Source organism: Paenibacillus sp. J31R109 (assembly GCF_059692055.1).
On sequence record NZ_JCAUAR010000017.1, the window covers coordinates 1 to 18,631 of the forward strand.

Here is an 18,631-nt window from a genome sequence, read left to right on the forward strand (position 1 = left end):
GTATGTAAGACCCCTTGTAGACGACGAGGTTGATAGGTTCGAGGTGGAAGTGCGGCAACGTATGCAGCTGACGAATACTAATCGGTCGAGGGCTTAACCAAATTCCTAAGAACTTTACCTTTACGCGAGTTTCGTATCTAGTTTTCAGGGAATACTATTCCTGAATCGTATATATATCTTGGAGAGATACCCAAGTGGCTATAAGGGGACCCTCTGCTAAGGGGTTAGACTGCGTAAGTGGTGCGAGGGTTCGAATCCCTCTCTCTCCGCCAGTTCCAAATATATATACACTTTTATGTGGCGGCGTAGCTCAGCTGGCTAGAGCGTACGGTTCATACCCGTAAGGTCGGGGGTTCGAGCCCCTCTGCCGCTACCATAAAACCAAATCACCAGATGGAGGCTTAGCTCAGCTGGGAGAGCATCTGCCTTACAAGCAGAGGGTCGGCGGTTCGATCCCGTCAGCCTCCACCATATTTACGCCGTTGTAGCTCAACTGGTAGAGCAACTGACTTGTAATCAGTAGGTTGGGGGTTCAAGTCCTCTCGACGGCACCATTTTTATGGTTTAACCTTTTGTAGCATGGAGCTGTGGTGTAGTGGCCTAACATGCCTGCCTGTCACGCAGGAGACCGCGGGTTCGAATCCCGTCAGCTCCGCCATTTCTTTTACAATTAATGTAGGACATGCTATAAATAATCATTTTGGCTTTGTAGCTCAGTCGGTAGAGCAGAGGACTGAAAATCCTCGTGTCGGCGGTTCGATTCCGTCCAAAGCCATTGAGATGGTTGTATTGCTTTGGCAGTACGGGTATCTCGTATCTGGAGGCTTAGTGAAGTGGCTAAACACGGCAGACTGTAAATCTGCTCTCTTCGAGTTCGGTGGTTCGAATCCATCAGCCTCCATTTTCCCTACGAGTCATTAGCTCAGTTGGTAGAGCACCTGACTTTTAATCAGGGTGTCGTAGGTTCGAATCCTACATGACTCACTTTTATTAGTAAATTTACAAGGCCGTAGGGTCTTTTTTTGTTTATAGGCATAAGAAAAAGCATCCTTTTGCGGGGATGCTTTTTTGTATGCAGGGCTGTTCAGAGCTTGTCTGCGACAGACTGCATTTTTTGTTCCATGGAGGCGGGCTTGTCGCGGCGATCATCGATTTTGATGGACGTGGAAACACGCGCAGCGCCATGCAAGAAGGGAACCTCGTGGACGGCACGGATGACCTCGAATAAACGGTCTAGGGGGCCTTCCAGGATGGTGCCCATGGGTGTCATTTGAAAGCGGATATCAGTATGACGCTCTAATTCTTTATGGAGGTCAGCGACATAGCCGCTTAGGCTGGTTGTGGCTGTTCCGATGGGGATGATGGTAAATTCAGCTATTGCCATAGGGACGCAGGCTCCTTCCTTTTTGTGTACTTGCTGTTAAGGATAACAATCAGGAGCTTGCGAGGTCAATAATGTAATCGGCTGTTCGTGCAGCTAATGCCATTACAGTAAGCGTAGGGTTACCTCCACTGGAGGTGACGAATACGCTAGCATCGCAAATAAACAAGTTGGGTATGTCGTGACTTTGCCCATACGAATTAACTACGGATGTCATAGGGTTATTCCCCATTCGACAACCACCCATTAGATGTTGTGTATCTGGAACGGTATAGGCGATCTCTCCACCAGCGGCCCGGAGAATCAGTTTCATATTTTCAACAGCGTGATTAAGGAGTTTGAGATCGTTCTCGCAGTAATGAAAACTTAAGGATGCCAAGGGCATGCCGTATTCATCTTTTTCATCAGAGAGGGCTACGTGATTGTTCCAAGCAGGCAGTACTTCACCTACCATTTTGAGACGACCATAATAATTGTAATCTTGCATAGCTTGTCTGAATGATGAGCCCCATAAAGGGGCTTCTGTGGCTTTGCGAATACCTTCTGCCATTTCAATAGGCCTTGAGCCGTGCGCGTGCAAGGTATAGCCGCGGACAAAGCCTCTGCGTGAATCAGTTTCATAGAACTCTTGGGTAGACGCCAGGACGGGAGTTCCTTTGTACAAGCGAACTTCCTCTTCAAACTTAGCATAAACATCGTTACTGCTATGTGTCATTATCGCCCTGCCAACCCAACCACTGGAGTTTGCCAAACCATTAGGGAACTGAGGTGTGGCTGAATGCAGGAGCAGCCGAGGTGTCTCTACGGCATGCGCGCAGAGGATGACGGTTTTGGCTCGTTGGCGATAGGTAACACCTTCATGGACAAACAGAACGCCGCAGGCATGCCCATAGTCATTAACCTCAATTTGAGTGACTCTGCAGTCCGCGAGAATTTCTGCACCAGCCTGAACGGCTTTAGGAATGTGCATAATCAAGGTGCTAAATTTGGCATTAGTCATACAACCTTGTAGACAGAAACCGCGATTGGTGCAAGATGAGCGGTCTTCTAGTGGCGTAGATAAGATGGCTAAAGGTGTAGGTGTGGATTGGATGCCTAGTGATTTGCAGCCTCTGTGAAATAAGACAGCATTGGGGCTAAGCGAATCTAAAGCTGGAAAGGGATAGGGACCTTGAAAGTTCCCCCATGGGAAGTGCTTCGGGCCGGATACGGAGACTTCTTTTTCAATTCTCGTGTAATAAGACTCCAAATCTTTGTAGTGTATGGGCCAATCTTCTCCAACGCCATCGATGGCCTTTGTTTTGAAATCAGACTCATGAAATCGCAGAAATACACCAGTAAAGTTCTGAGTGCCTCCTCCAATCCCCATACCTGATTGATGCTTACCTGTAACGAAAGGCTGGGCAGCATCCACAAGGCGCGTATCCTCCCAACCTAATCGCTTCATGCTGAGCTCATCACTGGCGAAATCCCTCTCTGGATCGCGCCACGGTCCCGCATCAATGACAACGACTCCAAGTCCTGCTTCGCTGAGTTCCTTGGCTAGAACCCCTCCAGCAGCGCCAGCTCCTACGATGACAATATCCACGGTATCATTTTCAAAACGCCACTTCATAGTCATTTTACAGCCTCCCAGGACTCTAATTCACCAGGACTGTTAAGTGTGTACCCGCGTGGATAAGCAGGTCCTCCGAAACCAATTTCGGACCAAACCACAGGATGAGCATAGTAAGCTTCAATACTTAGTTGAAGAAGCTTTTGAAACAAGATTTTCTGAGGGATACCTTCCCAATTTGTCGTTGGTGGATAGCTGTCGCTGCTGATTTGAAGCATGATGCTGCGTTGGTTCGTCTCATCTAATTGAAAGAATGGCTGACTATTCGCAATCCATCCCGTTTCGTCAATGGCTTTAAGACCTTGACGGATAAGAGTTCGAATAGGAGGTGTATCCACCTTTTTATTTCCTTCACCTTTATTGTCAGCCAGTACTTGATCGATATGGCTAATGATGTATTGAATGATTTCTCCACGATGATCATCCATAAGCAGGGAGCACCAAATACGCAGATTTTCGGCCTCGGAGAATGTTAAATAGCCATACGCCTGCTCACGAACGAGGCGGCCCGTCACTATAGATCTGGTATGGGCATCCCATTCCTTGCTTTCTTCCATGACATCATAAGTTGGGTAATGATTATGATTTTTCATGCTTATCACCTCCATAGTTACGAGAATAAATTCGAAATAAAGTGCTACTACAATTATTTCCAATTCCACGGAGAATATGAGACTGGCCATGAGGATGTTGATTGAAATCACAAAATGAAACAATTGGCATCATTGCCAATGTCATGGATGTTAGGAAATATTTTAGGAATGAAAGTCTTTTCATTACCATGGTAATCTTGTACTAGTAACTGAGAAGTTTTCCATTTTAGCCAATTCAATTCACCCAAGAGAGCATGTACAGGAGGAAATACAATGTTAAAGAGTCTTGCACAACGCACATTAGGAATCATAGGAATCACTGCTGCGATCACGATCGCCTTATCAGCTACAACAGCTGTTTCCGCGTATGCCGCAAATGATGATATGGATGCCGTTTCTTTAGCCAAAAAAATGGTGGGTGTCGATTACGCTAAAAGTAATGAAGCACCGTCTGCCGGATTTGATTCGTCTGGACTGATCTATTATGTCTATGAAACGCTAAATTACACAGTACCTAGAACTTTAGCAGCGCAATTCAACATGAAATCAACGAAAATTACAAAAATAGATAAGGCAGAACCAGGGGACATTTTGTTCTTTGGGAGTGGTTCAAAACCTTCTTTTGCTGGGATCTATGTGGGCCAAGGCAAAATGGTTATGGCATCCCAGAGCAAAGATGAAGTTATCACTCGGAATGTTAGCGAACTTAAGGGCAGCTTCATTGGCGGAAGAAGTATTCTTTCAGCTAAGGATCGTTTGAAAGCAGAACTGATTTTGACAGCTCAGAAATATCTTGGAGTTCCTTATGAATTTGGTGCTAAATATGGTCAAACCAAAACCATGGACTGCTCCTCTTTTACCAAAACAGTGTTCGCTGCTTATGGAATTACGTTGCCGCGTGTATCGCGTGACCAAGCTAAGGAAGGCGTTTTCGTTAGCAAAAGCAATTTGCAAACGGGGGACTTGGTTTTCTTTACAACGGTTGACTCCGGTAAAAACATTGGGCATGTGGGGATTTATGTAGGAAACGGCATGATGATTCATACGTATGGTGAAGGTGGCGTAAAATTCACATCTATCAATAAAGATTGGTGGGCTGATCACTACGTAACAGCTCGTCGCGTAATCAAATAGCACTACTTACATAAGGGCCCTCAAGTCAATTTGACTGGAGGGTTCCTTTCCATTCACAGCAATAGGCAGACATATGATACAATAGAGAGAAAAATATAGAAGATGCTATAGGCAATAAGGAGTGAAGGCAGATGATTTGGGAGCATGTCAAAGAGCGATTGGAAGCGGTCTTACAGTCGCCAATACAGATAAGCCTGATACCTGAGTCCGATTGGCACCAGCTTGTGGAGGATCAGGGAGAGCGCCACGAAGGATTAAGTCGAAGCGTGATCCGGGGCCAGGAAGTTCTTTTTTTCGTTTCAATGGAGCATAAAGAAGTTCGTGTCCTGCAGATGGATGGGAGTAAACTGACTACATCAGAACGCAAGCTTGTTGAACTAACGATTGAATCCAAACAAACCCTAGAGAAGAAGCAATTTGGTTCGTATCTGTCGGAAGATGAAAGAAAGTCTAACCAATTAAGAGAATGGCTGCTGCAGCAAATGGAACGTGGCACGAGTCATGCTGAGTTGCCAGATGCACTTGCTTCGCAGTCATCGTTATACTCAACCAAAATTCCATTGCTGTTATATGGAGATTATCCTCAGAATCAGCGTGTTTCCTATACGGAGCTAAAGAAGCTTTTGGAATCATTTTTTGAAGCCGAAATTATTCTTATTCCTTTATTGGAAAAGGAGTGGTTGATCCTAGCACCAGAGGTCCTTATTACTAGTGGTAGTGAGGAACGTGATGGAGATGAGGAAGAGAGTGTTGAGCAGACGCTCGATGCACTTGGTTCAGGTTTATATGAGATGTTGGCAAATGAATGGGTAGGGGAATGCCACTTAGCGATTGATTTCCCTGTGAAACCAGCGAAGTCTATGTTTGCTACGGTGCTTAAGCTGCGCGAGACCATTATGCTGGGCCGATCCTTCCATGTAGGCAGTTTTATTCATTTGCGTTGGGAACTTCGCTTAGAGAAGTTGCTGCACCTCATTGAGGAAGAAGAAAAAACTGATTTCCTTGAGCAGGTGCTCCGCGGCACGGATCATGTGCTGGATAGCGAGACGGTAACGACGCTGGAGCATTTCTTTACACTCGACTGTAATGTGAGTGAAACAGCGAAGAAGCTTTATATTCATAGAAATACGCTGCTCTATCGATTGGACAAGTTCAAGAACGAGACTGGACTGGATGTTAGAACGTTTAATCATGCGGTTTTGGTACGTCTGGCCTTGCTATTGTACAAAGTAACGAAAAGAAAGTGATTTTTTTGTAGGGATTGTGCATAGTCAGTCCGCCGTTCGTAGGGTAAGATGTGTATATAGAAATGTTGAAAAATAAAGCAGTTGAACGATAAATTGTAGGGGGAATGAAATCATGGCAGGCGTACGTTTAAATCATATCGTTAAAAGATATTCTGGTGCAGAAGAATCAACAGTTAAAGATTTCCATCTTGAAGTTGCTGACAAAGAGTTCGTAGTACTTGTTGGTGCATCCGGTTGCGGAAAATCCACAACTCTTCGTATGATCGCAGGCTTAGAGGAAATCACTGAAGGTGAACTTTACATCGGAGACCGCCTTGTAAATGACGTAGCTCCAAAAGATCGCGATATCGCGATGGTATTCCAATCCTACGCTCTTTATCCGCATATGACTGTTTATCAAAACATGGCATTCGGATTGAAACTTCGTAAATTCAAAAAAGCTGATATCGATGCTCGCGTTCGCGAAGCAGCGAAAATTCTAGATATCGTTCACTTGCTTGATCGTAAGCCAAAAGCTCTTTCCGGTGGTCAACGTCAACGTGTTGCCTTGGGTCGTGCGATTGTTCGTGAGCCACAAGTATTCTTAATGGATGAGCCGCTTTCCAACTTGGATGCGAAACTTCGTGTACAAATGCGTGCGGAAATCACTAAATTGACAAAACGTCTTGGTGTTACGACAATCTACGTAACGCATGACCAAATCGAAGCTATGACAATGGGCGATCGTATCGTTGTTATGGATAAAGGTATCATTCAACAAGCTGCTACACCTGAAGAAATCTACAACTTCCCAGTTAACATGTTCGTTGCGGGCTTCATTGGATCTCCATCCATGAACTTCATGACTGGAACATTGGCTTCTGAAGGCGGCGGTGTATTCTTCAAAGCTGGTTCCGTAAATGTTGAAGTTCCAGCAGGTAAAGCACAAGTTCTTAAAGACAAAGGATTTGTTGGCAAAGAAGTGATTCTGGGAGTTCGTCCAGAAGATATTCACGAAGAGCCAGTATTCTTGGAAGCTTCCCCGAACACAGTATTCAACGTTAACGTTGAATTGACTGAGAACTTGGGTCACGAAATGTACTTGTACTTGAACGGTATCGGCGCTAACACAGTAATCGCTCGTGTTGACGGTCGTTCCGGAATCAAAGAAGGTACAAACGTTAAATTGGCACTAGACATGAACAAAGTTCATTTCTTCGATAAAGAAACTACACTTTCCATCTTGGTTAACCCTAACCTATAAGGATTGTACTGAAAGGCCAGCCGTTATCGGCTGGTTTTTTTGTTTATTTTGAGCATCATGAAACACAGTAGTTGATTTCAACTAGGTATTCCATTACGATGAAACTATTGGAAGCCTGCGTGCTACAAAGGCAAGCACATGGTACATAAGCAAATTCGAAGGAGCTACAACGATGGCCAAAAAGGTAAAGGTTTCCGAAATGGTGGAACAGCTACATATGGAAGTATTAGCAGGTGAGGGTGGCTTAAAGCGTCTAATTACAACAGGGGACCTCTATCGCCCTGGTCTTGAGATGGCTGGCTATTTTAATTATCACCCCAAAGAGCGTATTCAAATGCTGGGAAAAACCGAAATTACGTTTATAGAAATGTTGACCACTGGCGTTCGAAGAAATCGGGTTGAACAGCTATGTGCTTCCGAGGAAACGCCATGTATTATTGTAACGAGAGGACTCGAGGTTCCCGTTGAATTGCTGGAGGAAGCGACCAAACGGGATTTGACTGTGCTTCGAACACAGCTTTCAACAACGATTTTTGCAAGTCGCCTAACAGGTTTTCTCGAAAACAAGCTAGCTCCTAGCACGACTATACACGGTGTACTTGTGGATGTGTACGGCGTAGGGATGTTGATTACCGGCAGCAGTGGAATTGGGAAAAGTGAAACAGCCCTAGAGCTTGTGAAAAGGGGACACAGACTCATTGCGGATGACGCAGTAGAAATTAGGCAAAATGGAGATAAAGTGCTGACGGGTAACGCACCAGAACTTATTCGGCATTTACTTGAAATCCGCGGCGTTGGTATTATCAATGTGATGACGTTATTCGGCGCTGGCGCGATTCGTAACGTGAAGAAGATCTCGGTCGTGGTTAAATTGGAAAACTGGCAGCAAGAAAAACAATATGATCGTTTAGGCTTAGACGAGGAGCTGACTCGGATTATTGATACCGATTTGCCTCTCGTAACGATACCTGTTCGACCAGGTCGAAACTTAGCAGTCATCGTAGAGGTTGCAGCGATGAATTATCGTTTGAAACGTATGGGCTACAACGCGGCTCTGCAGTTTACGAATAAATTGACGGAATCGCTGAATGAGGATTTTGAGGATTTTGATTGACCACAAACTAAGGGAGTGAAACTATGTTAGAAAGTGTGGCGTTCTCCCTCGGACCGATTCATGTCCGGTGGTATGGCATTATTTTAGGTACAGCAGCATTAATCGGTTTAATGTTGGCGATTAGAGAAGGAAAACGATTCAAAATCGTACCTGATTTCTTCATGGATTTATTGTTAATTGGGGTTCCATCTGCCATTATTGGGGCTAGAATTTATTATGTTGCCTTCCAATGGGCTGATTATAAGGATAATTTATGGGAAGTATTCATGATATGGCACGGTGGGATTGCGATTTATGGCGCACTGATCGGTGCTATCATTGGGGCCTCGTTCTACATTCGAGCGAAGGGTTACAACTTCTTTCGTATCGCCGATATCCTTGCGCCAGGTTTGATTGTAGGACAAGCGATTGGCCGTTGGGGGAATTTCATGAATCAGGAGGCTCACGGGGGGCCAGTTGAGGAGTCATTCCTGAGAGACACCTTACATTTGCCTAACTTTATCGTGAATCAAATGAACATTGAAGGTACGTTTTATCACCCAGCGTTCCTCTATGAATCTGTTTGGAGCTTTATAGGGCTGCTGCTCTTGTTATGGATTCGTCGGAGACCTTTCTTGCGGGCAGGGGAGCTGTTCCTAGGTTATTTTATCTGGTATTCAATCGGACGGTTCTTCATTGAAGGGGTACGTACAGACAGCTTGGACATCACAGGGCCTGCGTGGCTGGCTTCTTTGATGAATACGCTTTGGTCACCGATGAAAATTGTCTTCGAACCTGGTGTTCTTACCTATGGAGGGAATATTCGATTCTCACAGTTGCTAGCGCTCCTAATCGTTATCACGGCAGTGACGATGATTATCATTAGAAGGAAAAAAGGGTACTCGAATGCTCGTTATTCGGATCCTATTGTTTCGACATTAGCGGTAGATAAAAACAAAGTGATGAAAGAGGAAGAGACAGATAAAGGAGTTAACTATGATTCAAACCGTACTCTTTGATTTAGATGGCACGATTGTAGATACGAATGAATTGATTGTACAATCGTTTTTGCATAGTTTAGAAGGTGAAACGCCAGAGCCTGTTAGTCGGGAATTGATTATTCCCAATATGGGGCGCCCGTTAGTGGAGCAGATGGAGTTTTTTACAGGTCGTAAAGAAGTTGAAGCGCTCATTACAAAGTATCGTGAGTTTAACTTATCTAAACATGATGAGCTTGTAAAGGAGTTCCCGAACGTACGTACGGTGATGGCGAAGCTTCACGAAAAAGGTATTAAAATCGGCATCGTGACGAGCAAGATTAGACTTACGACGTTGATGGGACTGAAGCTTTGTGGGTTGGATTCTTATATCAGCGTCATTGTGACCGTGGATGATGTTAAGGAGCCGAAGCCAAGTCCTGAGGGCATAATTGCAGCGCTGAAAGAGTTAGGCAGCAAGGCGGAAGAAGCCATGATGGTAGGCGATAGCCATTATGATATTGAGGCTGCGCAGAATGCAGGAGTTACTTCTGTCGGTGTATCCTGGTCATGGAAAGGGCGCTCCTATCTGGAGCAGTATAACCCTGATCATATTGTTGATGATATGTTTGACCTGTTACCGTTAGTAGGGATCTCGGCGGAAGTGAAGGCTGATTGAGGAAGACAGAAAAGTACCCAGTAGATGGCCCAAACGCGTTGTGGCAAATTTACCAGACCGTAAGCCGATGGAAGGCCATGCGGAATTTCATGTTTATTCAAATTACGCGCTATTCCCCGTCATTACGTTTGAAAAATTGGATTTATCGTCATGTTCTAGGTATGACCGTTGGTGAGAATTCGGCATTTGCTCTGATGGTGATGGTAGATGTTTTTTTTCCAGAGAGGATTCATGTCGGAGGCAATACGATCATTGGCTATAATACGACGATTCTGGCGCATGAGTATTTAACAAAGGAATATCGATTAGGTGATGTAAATATTGGATCCCATGTGATGATTGGGGCTAACACAACGATTCTGCCGGGTGTAACAATTGGTGATTATGCGATTATCGGCGCTGGCTCAATTGTTCACAAGGATGTAGCTCCGCATAGTTTCGTGGCGGGCAATCCTTTGCAAGTCATTCGATCGGGTAGTGCGTAATAGGTATACAGTGGACTCAACATCTTAGGATGTTGGGTCTTTTTTTGTACCAACAATTGTTAGAGTTTCCATAATTGTTCGAGCAGAATTTCAAAAAAACGACTAATACAAGTGAGAGATAGGGAATAGTAAAGACGCAGTGAAATTATAGGCAAAGGGAAGGTGTCGGTTAAGTGCAGCAATGGAATCGTAGTAAAAACGTAGATGGGAAAAAAGGTAACTTTGGATGGTCGATTAGAAAGCGTGTAGGTGCAATCGTATTTGCACTCATGTTGATTGTAGCCCTGCCAACGACGAGTTTGGCCGTAGGTAAGCCGGCACATGGGCCTGATGTATATGTCATCCAAGGGATGCTGAAATCACTAGGCAGCTATTCTGGTGATATTAACGGTTACTACGATAATGCGACAGTTCAAGGCGTCAAGTATTTTCAAAAGAAGCATGGATTGCCGGTAACCGGCGCGGTTGATAACCGTACGCTCGAATCAATTACTTATGGTTATTTAAAGCTTAAAGGTGTGGGTCAGGGTCAAGGACGCGGTAAAGGCGGAGGCAAGGGCCAAGGTGGAGGTAATGGCTTTGGCGGAGGCCAAGGTCAAGGCGGAGGTAGCGGCGGAGGCGGAGGCCAAGGCCAAGGTGGAGGTAATGGCGGTGGCGGAGGCCAAGGCCAAGGTGGAGGTAATGGCGGTGGCGGAGGTCAGGGCCAAGGTGGAGGTAACGGCGGAGGCGGAGGCCAAGGCCAAGGTGGAGGTAAAGGCGGAGGCGGAGGCCAAGGCCAAGGTGGAGGTAATGGCATCGGCGGAGGCAAGGGCCAAGGCGGCGGTAAGATCGAAGGTGGAGGCAACGGTGGAGGCCAACAAGGCCCGAGTGCTACGCAAACACCAGGCCCTAATGGTGGACCAAAGCCAGCACCAAACGGTGGAGCAACGCCAGCGCCATATGGCAATGGCAATGGTAACGGAAACGGAAATGGAAATGGACAAAACGGACAAGCACCTATGCCAAACGGTAACGGCAACGGGAATGGTCAATATCAGTCGCCAAATGGAAATGGAAATGGCAATGGCAATGGGCTAAATGGAAGTAAAGCGCCGAATGGTGGTCAAATACAGGCACCGAATGGTGGTAAGACTCCGAATGGTCCCGTAGACGAAGATTAATTCATCGTACTTTAAAGAAGGCATGCTGCCGTGACAGCATGTCTTTTTTACTTGTTTAGCACAGTTGACGTGCTATGGGTTTATATGCCATTCTTAAAACGGATTTCATAAATAAAATCATGTCAAATATGTTCTGCAAATTGAGCCGTTCAACATGGCATAGATGATTGACGCTCTATAGGATACGTGTTAAAATAGCCGTACATTCTTTATTTTGGTAGTATGGTAGCACGTTAATGTACTAAAGTATTTTGAGATAAGATATATGAAGATAACGATTATACTCCTACTTATTGAGGTGAGACGGTGTCTAAGCCAAAAGTATTTGAAAAGCCGTTAGGCGCGAAAGATTATTTGCCTGATGCGGTTACGAAACTCAGAAATATAGAATTCCGTGTATTGGCCTGTATGGGACGCTGGGGATACAACCAGATTATTACACCTACACTTGAATATTACGATACAGTTGGTGTTGCAAGCTCCACAGAAGATAAGAAGTTGTTTAAGCTCCTAGACCGTAAGGGGAAGACGCTTGTTCTGCGTTCAGAACTGACAGCTCCTATTGCACGTGTTGCTTCTTCACTTTTAAAGGAACAAGCATTTCCACTCCGTCTTTCCTATCATTCCAATGTATTCCGTTCGATTGAGGAAGAAGCGGGCAGAGATTCGGAATTTTATCAGACGGGCGTCGAACTGATCGGGGATGTGTCGTCGGAAGCTGATGCAGAAGTTGTGGCGTTAGCGATCGCATCACTGCAGGCAGCTGGTGTGGAGAAATTTAAAATCGCATTGGGCCATGTTGGCTTTTTGAACGGATTATTCCAAGAAACCCTGGATGGGCGCACAGAGGCTCAGCTTGCTTTGAAGGAGCATCTGCTTAGCCGTGATTACGTTGGGTACCGGGAAGCTATTAAAACGTTATCCCTTGCGCCTGATGTAGAGCGTGAGCTGGACGGCGTGCTAAGGCTGCGTGGCGGTGACGAGATTTGCGAGCAAGCTCGCATGGTTTCTCAACATCCAATCGCTCAGGATGCGATTCGGCACCTTTGTGAAGTATGGGACGTTCTAAAGGCATATGGCGTGAGTGAGCATGTTGTGATTGATTTAACGATGATTGGAGATTTCTCCTATTATACAGGTATGACGTTTGAGGGGTATGCAGCTGATTTGGGCTTCCCTGTGTGTAGCGGGGGGCGTTACGACAACTTACTGAGTCAGTTTGGACGTCCAGCACCAGCAACAGGGTTCGCGTTGAAAACAAATCGCATCCTCGAAGTAACAGGTAAGGAGCAGGTGACACAACCGAAACGTGTGCTCATTGCCTACGATGCGGAGCATCGCGAAGAAGCTTTGCAGCAGGCAAAGAACCTGAGAAGCGATAACAACTTGGAAGCGAGTGTGGTTATCACGCAACTTATTACGCCTACTCAGATCAAAGATCTGGATGAAGCAGGATATGCTGAAGTCATTAAGTTGATAGCGGAATAACCTCTCAGCGAGATGAGGGAAGTTAGAAGGAGGTTGGAACGGTGGATGACATTCTAAAAGTAGCGATGCCGAAAGGCCGTATCTATAAACAAGCAGCGAAGCTGTTTACGAAAGCAGGATTGCCTATTCCTGAGGATTTGGAAGAAGGTCGTCGTTTAATTATCCCTGTGCCTGGTGCGAAAATGGAATTCATTTTGGCCAAACCGGTTGATGTGCCGACCTATGTGGAATACGGTGTAGCTGATATCGGGGTTGTAGGGAAAGATGTTCTGATGGAAGAAAATCGGAATGTTTACGAATTATTGGATCTAGGAATCGCGCGATGCCGCATGTCGGTTATCGGTCTACCGGATTGGAAAGAGGTCATTAACCCGCGTGTTGCGACCAAATATCCGAATGTGGCCTCTCAATATTTCCGTGAAAAGGGACAACAAGTCGAAGTCATCAAGTTGAACGGTTCTATCGAGTTGGCTCCCCTGATTGGACTAGCTGACCGCATCGTAGATATGGTGGAGACCGGACAGACTTTGAAGGAAAATGGGCTTGTGGAGCAAGAAGAGATTTTTCAAATTACGAGCCGCTTAATTGCGAACCGTGTGAGTTACCGGATGAAGAATGATTCTATCCAACGGTTGTGCGATATGCTGCAGACCGTATTGCCGACAGTGAAGCTATAAATTGAAGCGAAACGCAAGATGAGAGAGGATGATGAAGATGCGGATCATGCCCGCCTCCGAATTTCAATTAAACCGCGAGGTCGAATACGGCTCACCGGAGCAAAATGAGTCCGTCCGCCGCATCATCGATGAAGTGCGGCAGGACGGGGACACCGCACTGCGGCGCTTAGCGCAGCAGTTCGACGGTGTCGAAGTCGCTGAGCTCCGCGTCAGCGACGAAGAGATCCAAGCGGCGTACGCGCAAGTCGACGCCGCGTTCCTGGCGGCGCTGCGTCAAGCCGCCGCTAACATTCGTGCGTTTCATGAGAAGCAGAAACGCAACTCTTGGATGGACCTGCAGCCGGACGGCAGTCTGCTGGGCCAAATCATCCGACCGCTGAAGCGGGTCGGATTGTACGTGCCCGGAGGGAAGGCGGCGTACCCGTCCTCCGTGCTTATGAACGCCATCCCTGCGATCGTCGCAGGGGTGCCAGAGATCGCGATGGTGACGCCACCGTCCACCGCGGGCGAAGAAGGCATTAACCCGCATATTCTCGTGGCCGCGGCCGAAGCGGGTGTGAAAGAGATCTACCGCGTAGGCGGGGCGCAGGCGATTGCTGCGCTGGCCTACGGGACAGACTCGATTGCGCCGGTCGACAAAATCGTCGGCCCTGGCAACATCTACGTCGCGCTGGCGAAGCGCTTCGTGTTCGGCGTCGTCGATATCGACATGATCGCCGGACCAACAGACATTGTCGTGCTCGCTGACGAGCACGCCGATCCGGAGTACGTCGCGGCCGACTTGCTAGCGCAGGCCGAGCATGATGAGATGTCACCGTCGATTCTGGTGACACCTTCACCTGAGCTAGCCGAAGAAGTACGGCTAGCGTTATGGCGGCAGCTGGATCTGCTGCCGAAGAAAGCCATAGCCGCCGTCTCCACGGCGACGAAAGGCGCGATCCTGCTTGTCGACTCACTCGACGAAGGCGTGGACGTGATCAATCGCTTGGCGCCGGAGCACTGTGAGCTGCTGGTGCAGGAGCCTTTCACGTGGCTGCCTCGCATTGAGAATGCAGGTGCCATTTTCTTAGGCGCCTATAGCACAGAGCCTGTCGGCGATTATTTCGCCGGCCCTAACCACGTGCTGCCAACGAATGGCACAGCACGATTCTCATCGCCACTGAATGTGGACGATTTCCTCAAAAAATCAAGCGTCATTCACTATAGCAAGGAAGCTTTACTCGCAAACGGTGAGATGATCATGACTTTGGCCCGTAATGAAGGGCTGGAAGGTCATGCGCGTGCCGTAGAAATCAGACTTAAAAAGGAAGGGAAGTTGACCTAGATGGCGGAACAGGACCAAGTAAGAGCGCGCTCAGCGAGTGTAGCCCGTAGGACGAATGAAACGGACATTAAACTTTCTTTTGACGTAGACGGTACAGGAATTTCGGAGCTCCAAACAGATGTTCCCTTCCTGAATCATATGCTCGATTTGTTCACGAAGCACGGTATTTTTAACTTGAAAGTGGATGCAAAGGGCGATATCGAAATCGATGATCACCACACGGTAGAGGATATTGGTATTTGTCTAGGCCAAACCCTGCGCGAAGCGCTAGGCGACAAGAAAGGCATCAAACGCTACGCAAGTGTATTCGTTCCGATGGATGAAGCATTGGCACAAGTTGTGATTGATATCAGCAACCGACCACATTTCGAATACCGTGCAGAGTACCCGACATTGAATGTTGGCAGCTTTGAAACACAGCTGGTAAAAGAGTTCCTGTGGAAATTCGCGCTAGAAGCTCGTATTACTTTGCATGTTATTGTGCATTACGGTGATAACACGCATCACATGATCGAAGGCGTATTTAAAGCGCTGGGTCGTGCACTGGATGAAGCAACAACGATTGATCCTCGTGTTCAGGGGGTTCCTTCGACGAAAGGAATGTTGTAGGCATGATCGCGATTATCGATTACGGAATGGGTAATTTACATAGCGTGAGCAAAGCGGTGGAGCGGCTCGGCTATGAGGCAGTTGTAACGGGCGATCCAGCACAAATTCTAGCGGCAGAAGGCGCTATTCTTCCTGGTGTCGGAGCGTTCGGGGATGCCATGGAGCATCTGCGTGAATCGGGCTTGGATGAGGTTGTTAAGCAATATGCGGCGTCTGGTAAGCCTATGATTGGCATTTGTTTAGGGATGCAACTATTGTTCTCTAGCAGTGAAGAGCATGGACAACATGAGGGCCTAGGGCTTCTGCCAGGTACAGTTGTACGTTTCCGTGGAGACTACAAGGTGCCACATATGGGCTGGAACCGATTGAGTTATAAGCGGAGTGAGAGTCCAATTTTTAAGGGGATTGAAGAAGGGCACGTCTATTTCGTACATTCCTACCATGCGAAGCCGGAGCGGGAAAGCGATCTGTTGGCGGTAACGGACTACTATCAACCGGTAACGGCGATTGTAGGTCGTGACAACGTCTACGGCATGCAGTTCCACCCTGAGAAAAGCGGCGATATCGGCATGCAGCTGTTGGGTAATTTTTTGACATTGTGTAAATAAGGTTGTCTCAAGGAGGTGCTGAGCATGTTAGCCAAAAGAATTATCCCTTGTCTCGACGTCAAGGATGGCCGAGTGGTGAAGGGCGTAAATTTCGTGAATTTACGTGATGCTGGTGATCCCGTAGAGCTTGCGGCGATATATGATAAAGAAGGCGCGGATGAGCTGGTGTTTCTCGATATTTCCGCTTCGGTTGAAGGGCGGGCAACGATGGTTGAGGTCGTTCGTCAAACAGCAGGCGAGATTACGATTCCGTTCACGGTAGGCGGCGGCATCTCAAGTGTCGATGATATGAAACGACTTCTTCGAGCAGGCGCGGACAAAATTGGAATCAACACGGCAGCGGTGCTTAATCCTCAGCTCGTTTCGGACGGTGCACGGAAGTTTGGCTCGCAATGTATTGTTGTAGCCATCGATGCGAAGTTCAATCCCGAGTGGGGCGAGTGGGAAGTATACACCCATGGTGGACGCAAACCGACGGGCATTAAGACGTTGGAATGGGCAAAACGCGTGGAAGAGTTAGGTGCAGGTGAAATCCTGCTAACGAGCATGGATGCTGACGGAACGAAGGACGGTTTCGATTTGAAGCTGACACGTGCGGTATCCGAGCTTCTGACGATTCCTGTGATTGCTTCTGGCGGAGCGGGAAAAGCCGAGCATTTCTATGATGTATTCACCGAAGGTAAAGCTGATGCGGGGCTGGCGGCAACGATTTTTCATTATAAAGAATTAACGATAGACGGGGTCAAGGCTGACCTAAAAGGCAAAGGGGTTGAGATTCGATGACATTTTCAGTAGATCAAATTAAATATGACGCGCAGGGGCTTGTACCTGCCATCGTACAAGATGCGGTAAGTAAAGAAGTTCTTATGCTGGCTTACATGAACAGCGAGTCCTTGCAACGCACGATTCAAACGGGTGACACTTGGTTCTGGAGCCGTTCACGTAATGAGCTTTGGAATAAAGGGGCAACTTCGGGTCATACGCAAAAGGTAAAAGCACTTCGCTACGACTGCGACGCGGACACGCTGCTTGTTCTAGTTGATCAAGTAGGACCTGCTTGTCATAACGGGACTTACACCTGTTTCACAGCGAACATTCCGGTGGAAGGTGTTGCCGAAGAAGCTGCTGCATCAGTTGCTGGTGGCGATCGTTTCGCTATTTTAGCTGAACTTGAAGCGGTGATCGCATCCCGTGACGCAGAGCGTCCTGAGGGTGCGTATACGACTTACCTTTTCGAAAAAGGTGTCGATAAAATCCTCAAAAAAGTAGGCGAAGAGACGGCAGAAGTCATTATTGCAGCTAAAAATAAAGACAATGAAGAGCTTCGTTATGAAGCGAGCGATCTTATTTTTCACTTAATGGTCCTTTTACGTAATAATAAATTGCCATTGGATGATATTATGAAAGAGCTGGCTAATCGTCACGTCAAAAAATAAAGTAAACGACCTGGAGTGAATTCACGATGTTGATTGATTATCATACACATCATGTGCGCTGCGGTCATGCCTCTGGGGAACTGGAGGAATACGTCAAACGCGGCATCGAGATCGGGCTTACCCAGTTGGGGCTTTCTGATCATATGCCGCTTTTGCATGTCGACCCGCAGACGTATTGGCCAGAAATGGCGATGCCGAAGGAGGAGCTTCCCCGTTATGTGGAAGAATGCCTTCTTCTCAAAGAGAAATACAAAGATCAGATCGATATCCGTGTGGGTCTGGAAGGCGATTATGTGGAGGGCTACGAGACAGATATTGCGGCCATCATTGATGCGTACCCTTGGGATTATGTGATCGGCTCGGTTCATTTTCTCGGTGAGTGGGATATTTCCGATTTTAGACAGCTCGCAGGTTGGGAAGGTAAGGATATTTTTGAAGTTTATACCCAATACTACGAGGCAGTGAAGAAAGCAGTCCGAACCGGACTGTATGACTATATCGGACATATCGATATGATCAAACGATTTGGTTATGTGCCGGATCGTGATACGTGGGAGCTGGAAAAGGCTGCTTTAGATACCGTGAAGGAATACGGAATGGCAATCGAATTGAATGCCTCTGGCCTGCGCCATCCTTGTAAAGAGATGTTCCCAAGCCGCCGTATGCTAGAATACTGCCATAAGGTGGGAATTCCCGTGACCCTCGGATCTGATGCGCACCAGCCGGAACGGTTGTCTCAGTATTTGGATGAGGCTAGAGAGCTATTAAAAACGATTGGATTTAACGAAATAGCCACATTTTCTGCTCGAAAACGACAACTTGTGACTTTTTAATTTCAACACGTATCATGTATAATGAGTAGGACTGTATAATCTATTTAAT

The 18,631-nt window shown here is 46.9% G+C and carries 19 protein-coding genes, 8 tRNA genes and 1 rRNA gene; 25 read left to right on the forward strand and 3 right to left on the reverse strand.

The window, feature by feature from the left end:
• The 9 genes from AC58QT_RS28855 to AC58QT_RS28895 all read left to right on the forward strand — a co-directional run.
• Positions 1–101: ribosomal RNA gene (locus tag AC58QT_RS28855) — 23S ribosomal RNA — on the forward strand; the annotation flags it as partial.
• Between the two features lie 79 nt (positions 102–180).
• Positions 181–272: transfer RNA gene (locus AC58QT_RS28860), tRNA-Ser, on the forward strand.
• A gap of 27 nt (positions 273–299) precedes the next feature.
• A tRNA-Met gene (locus AC58QT_RS28865) sits at positions 300–376 on the forward strand.
• Positions 377–395: 19 nt separating this feature from the next.
• Positions 396–471: transfer RNA gene (locus AC58QT_RS28870), tRNA-Val, on the forward strand.
• A gap of 7 nt (positions 472–478) precedes the next feature.
• Positions 479–554, forward strand: a tRNA-Thr gene (locus AC58QT_RS28875).
• A gap of 27 nt (positions 555–581) precedes the next feature.
• A tRNA-Asp gene (locus tag AC58QT_RS28880) sits at positions 582–658 on the forward strand.
• Positions 659–702: 44 nt separating this feature from the next.
• Positions 703–775 (forward strand) — tRNA-Phe (locus AC58QT_RS28885).
• A 44-nt stretch (positions 776–819) separates the two neighbouring features.
• Positions 820–901: transfer RNA gene (locus AC58QT_RS28890), tRNA-Tyr, on the forward strand.
• A 10-nt stretch (positions 902–911) separates the two neighbouring features.
• Positions 912–984: transfer RNA gene (locus tag AC58QT_RS28895), tRNA-Lys, on the forward strand.
• Positions 985–1,084: 100 nt separating this feature from the next.
• Here the strand turns inward: AC58QT_RS28895 and AC58QT_RS28900 are convergent.
• The 3 genes from AC58QT_RS28900 to AC58QT_RS28910 are packed head-to-tail and all read right to left on the reverse strand — an operon-like array spanning position 1,085 to position 3,589.
• Entirely contained in the window at positions 1,085–1,384 is a 300-nt protein-coding gene (locus AC58QT_RS28900; RefSeq protein ID WP_310502443.1) for an MTH1187 family thiamine-binding protein, read from the reverse strand.
• A 49-nt stretch (positions 1,385–1,433) separates the two neighbouring features.
• Complete coding sequence (locus AC58QT_RS28905; RefSeq protein WP_497412108.1) at positions 1,434–2,996, reverse strand: GMC family oxidoreductase; 1,563 nt, start codon at positions 2,994–2,996, stop codon at positions 1,434–1,436.
• A 2-nt stretch (positions 2,997–2,998) separates the two neighbouring features.
• Complete coding sequence (locus AC58QT_RS28910; RefSeq protein WP_497412001.1) at positions 2,999–3,589, reverse strand: gluconate 2-dehydrogenase subunit 3 family protein; 591 nt, start codon at positions 3,587–3,589, stop codon at positions 2,999–3,001.
• Positions 3,590–3,862: 273 nt separating this feature from the next.
• Here AC58QT_RS28910 and AC58QT_RS28915 point away from each other — a divergent pair, with 273 nt between their 5' ends.
• The 16 genes from AC58QT_RS28915 to hisJ all read left to right on the forward strand — a co-directional run bounded on the left by AC58QT_RS28915 (position 3,863) and on the right by hisJ (position 18,582).
• Positions 3,863–4,723: an NlpC/P60 family protein gene (locus AC58QT_RS28915; protein WP_497412002.1), complete on the forward strand. Its 861-nt coding sequence runs from the start codon at positions 3,863–3,865 to the stop codon at positions 4,721–4,723.
• A 131-nt stretch (positions 4,724–4,854) separates the two neighbouring features.
• The gene (locus AC58QT_RS28920; RefSeq protein ID WP_497287728.1) at positions 4,855–5,970 is read left to right on the forward strand and encodes a PucR family transcriptional regulator; all 1,116 of its coding nucleotides are present in this window, start codon (positions 4,855–4,857) and stop codon (positions 5,968–5,970) included.
• Positions 5,971–6,082: 112 nt separating this feature from the next.
• Entirely contained in the window at positions 6,083–7,213 is a 1,131-nt protein-coding gene (locus tag AC58QT_RS28925) for an ABC transporter ATP-binding protein (RefSeq protein ID WP_497412003.1), read from the forward strand.
• A gap of 172 nt (positions 7,214–7,385) precedes the next feature.
• Positions 7,386–8,327, forward strand: coding sequence for an HPr(Ser) kinase/phosphatase (hprK, locus tag AC58QT_RS28930; protein WP_497412004.1), 942 nt, complete (start codon positions 7,386–7,388; stop codon positions 8,325–8,327).
• Between the two features lie 23 nt (positions 8,328–8,350).
• On the forward strand, positions 8,351–9,325 hold the full coding sequence (gene lgt / locus AC58QT_RS28935) for a prolipoprotein diacylglyceryl transferase (protein ID WP_497412005.1): 975 nt from the start codon (positions 8,351–8,353) through the stop codon (positions 9,323–9,325).
• Positions 9,303–9,962: a pyrophosphatase PpaX gene (gene ppaX / locus AC58QT_RS28940; RefSeq protein ID WP_310502435.1), complete on the forward strand. Its 660-nt coding sequence runs from the start codon at positions 9,303–9,305 to the stop codon at positions 9,960–9,962. Before lgt ends, ppaX begins: the two co-directional genes overlap by 23 nt.
• Entirely contained in the window at positions 9,959–10,447 is a 489-nt protein-coding gene (locus AC58QT_RS28945) for an acyltransferase (RefSeq protein WP_497412006.1), read from the forward strand. Before ppaX ends, AC58QT_RS28945 begins: the two co-directional genes overlap by 4 nt.
• Positions 10,448–10,620: 173 nt before the next feature.
• Positions 10,621–11,607, forward strand: coding sequence for a peptidoglycan-binding domain-containing protein (locus AC58QT_RS28950; RefSeq protein ID WP_497412007.1), 987 nt, complete (start codon positions 10,621–10,623; stop codon positions 11,605–11,607).
• Positions 11,608–11,913: 306 nt separating this feature from the next.
• Positions 11,914–13,095: an ATP phosphoribosyltransferase regulatory subunit gene (locus tag AC58QT_RS28955; RefSeq protein WP_497287722.1), complete on the forward strand. Its 1,182-nt coding sequence runs from the start codon at positions 11,914–11,916 to the stop codon at positions 13,093–13,095.
• Positions 13,096–13,136: 41 nt separating this feature from the next.
• Positions 13,137–13,772, forward strand: coding sequence for an ATP phosphoribosyltransferase (gene hisG, locus AC58QT_RS28960; RefSeq protein ID WP_310502431.1), 636 nt, complete (start codon positions 13,137–13,139; stop codon positions 13,770–13,772).
• A gap of 37 nt (positions 13,773–13,809) precedes the next feature.
• Positions 13,810–15,096, forward strand: coding sequence for a histidinol dehydrogenase (gene hisD / locus AC58QT_RS28965; RefSeq protein ID WP_497412109.1), 1,287 nt, complete (start codon positions 13,810–13,812; stop codon positions 15,094–15,096).
• Positions 15,097–15,705 (forward strand): imidazoleglycerol-phosphate dehydratase HisB, encoded by a 609-nt coding sequence (gene hisB / locus AC58QT_RS28970; RefSeq protein WP_497412008.1) that lies wholly within the window; start codon positions 15,097–15,099, stop codon positions 15,703–15,705.
• A gap of 2 nt (positions 15,706–15,707) precedes the next feature.
• Positions 15,708–16,313: an imidazole glycerol phosphate synthase subunit HisH gene (hisH, locus tag AC58QT_RS28975; protein WP_497412009.1), complete on the forward strand. Its 606-nt coding sequence runs from the start codon at positions 15,708–15,710 to the stop codon at positions 16,311–16,313.
• A 24-nt stretch (positions 16,314–16,337) separates the two neighbouring features.
• Positions 16,338–17,096, forward strand: coding sequence for an imidazole glycerol phosphate synthase subunit HisF (hisF, locus tag AC58QT_RS28980; RefSeq protein ID WP_056611288.1), 759 nt, complete (start codon positions 16,338–16,340; stop codon positions 17,094–17,096).
• Complete coding sequence (gene hisIE, locus AC58QT_RS28985) at positions 17,093–17,749, forward strand: bifunctional phosphoribosyl-AMP cyclohydrolase/phosphoribosyl-ATP diphosphatase HisIE (RefSeq protein WP_497412010.1); 657 nt, start codon at positions 17,093–17,095, stop codon at positions 17,747–17,749. Before hisF ends, hisIE begins: the two co-directional genes overlap by 4 nt.
• Positions 17,750–17,775: 26 nt before the next feature.
• On the forward strand, positions 17,776–18,582 hold the full coding sequence (gene hisJ, locus AC58QT_RS28990) for a histidinol-phosphatase HisJ (protein ID WP_310502427.1): 807 nt from the start codon (positions 17,776–17,778) through the stop codon (positions 18,580–18,582).
• The last annotated feature ends 49 nt before the right edge of the window (positions 18,583–18,631 follow it).

Coding starts and splice junctions, on each gene's coding strand:
- AC58QT_RS28900 (WP_310502443.1), bottom strand. CDS start 1,384: ATGGCAATAGCTGAATTTACCATCATCCCCATCGGAACAGCCACAACC.
- hisF (WP_056611288.1), top strand. CDS start 16,338: ATGTTAGCCAAAAGAATTATCCCTTGTCTCGACGTCAAGGATGGCCGA.
- AC58QT_RS28925 (WP_497412003.1), top strand. CDS start 6,083: ATGGCAGGCGTACGTTTAAATCATATCGTTAAAAGATATTCTGGTGCA.
- AC58QT_RS28910 (WP_497412001.1), bottom strand. CDS start 3,589: ATGAAAAATCATAATCATTACCCAACTTATGATGTCATGGAAGAAAGC.
- AC58QT_RS28920 (WP_497287728.1), top strand. CDS start 4,855: ATGATTTGGGAGCATGTCAAAGAGCGATTGGAAGCGGTCTTACAGTCG.
- hprK (WP_497412004.1), top strand. CDS start 7,386: ATGGCCAAAAAGGTAAAGGTTTCCGAAATGGTGGAACAGCTACATATG.
- AC58QT_RS28915 (WP_497412002.1), top strand. CDS start 3,863: ATGTTAAAGAGTCTTGCACAACGCACATTAGGAATCATAGGAATCACT.
- lgt (WP_497412005.1), top strand. CDS start 8,351: ATGTTAGAAAGTGTGGCGTTCTCCCTCGGACCGATTCATGTCCGGTGG.
- hisJ (WP_310502427.1), top strand. CDS start 17,776: ATGTTGATTGATTATCATACACATCATGTGCGCTGCGGTCATGCCTCT.
- AC58QT_RS28905 (WP_497412108.1), bottom strand. CDS start 2,996: ATGAAGTGGCGTTTTGAAAATGATACCGTGGATATTGTCATCGTAGGA.
- hisD (WP_497412109.1), top strand. CDS start 13,810: ATGCGGATCATGCCCGCCTCCGAATTTCAATTAAACCGCGAGGTCGAA.
- hisB (WP_497412008.1), top strand. CDS start 15,097: ATGGCGGAACAGGACCAAGTAAGAGCGCGCTCAGCGAGTGTAGCCCGT.
- ppaX (WP_310502435.1), top strand. CDS start 9,303: ATGATTCAAACCGTACTCTTTGATTTAGATGGCACGATTGTAGATACG.
- hisIE (WP_497412010.1), top strand. CDS start 17,093: ATGACATTTTCAGTAGATCAAATTAAATATGACGCGCAGGGGCTTGTA.
- hisH (WP_497412009.1), top strand. CDS start 15,708: ATGATCGCGATTATCGATTACGGAATGGGTAATTTACATAGCGTGAGC.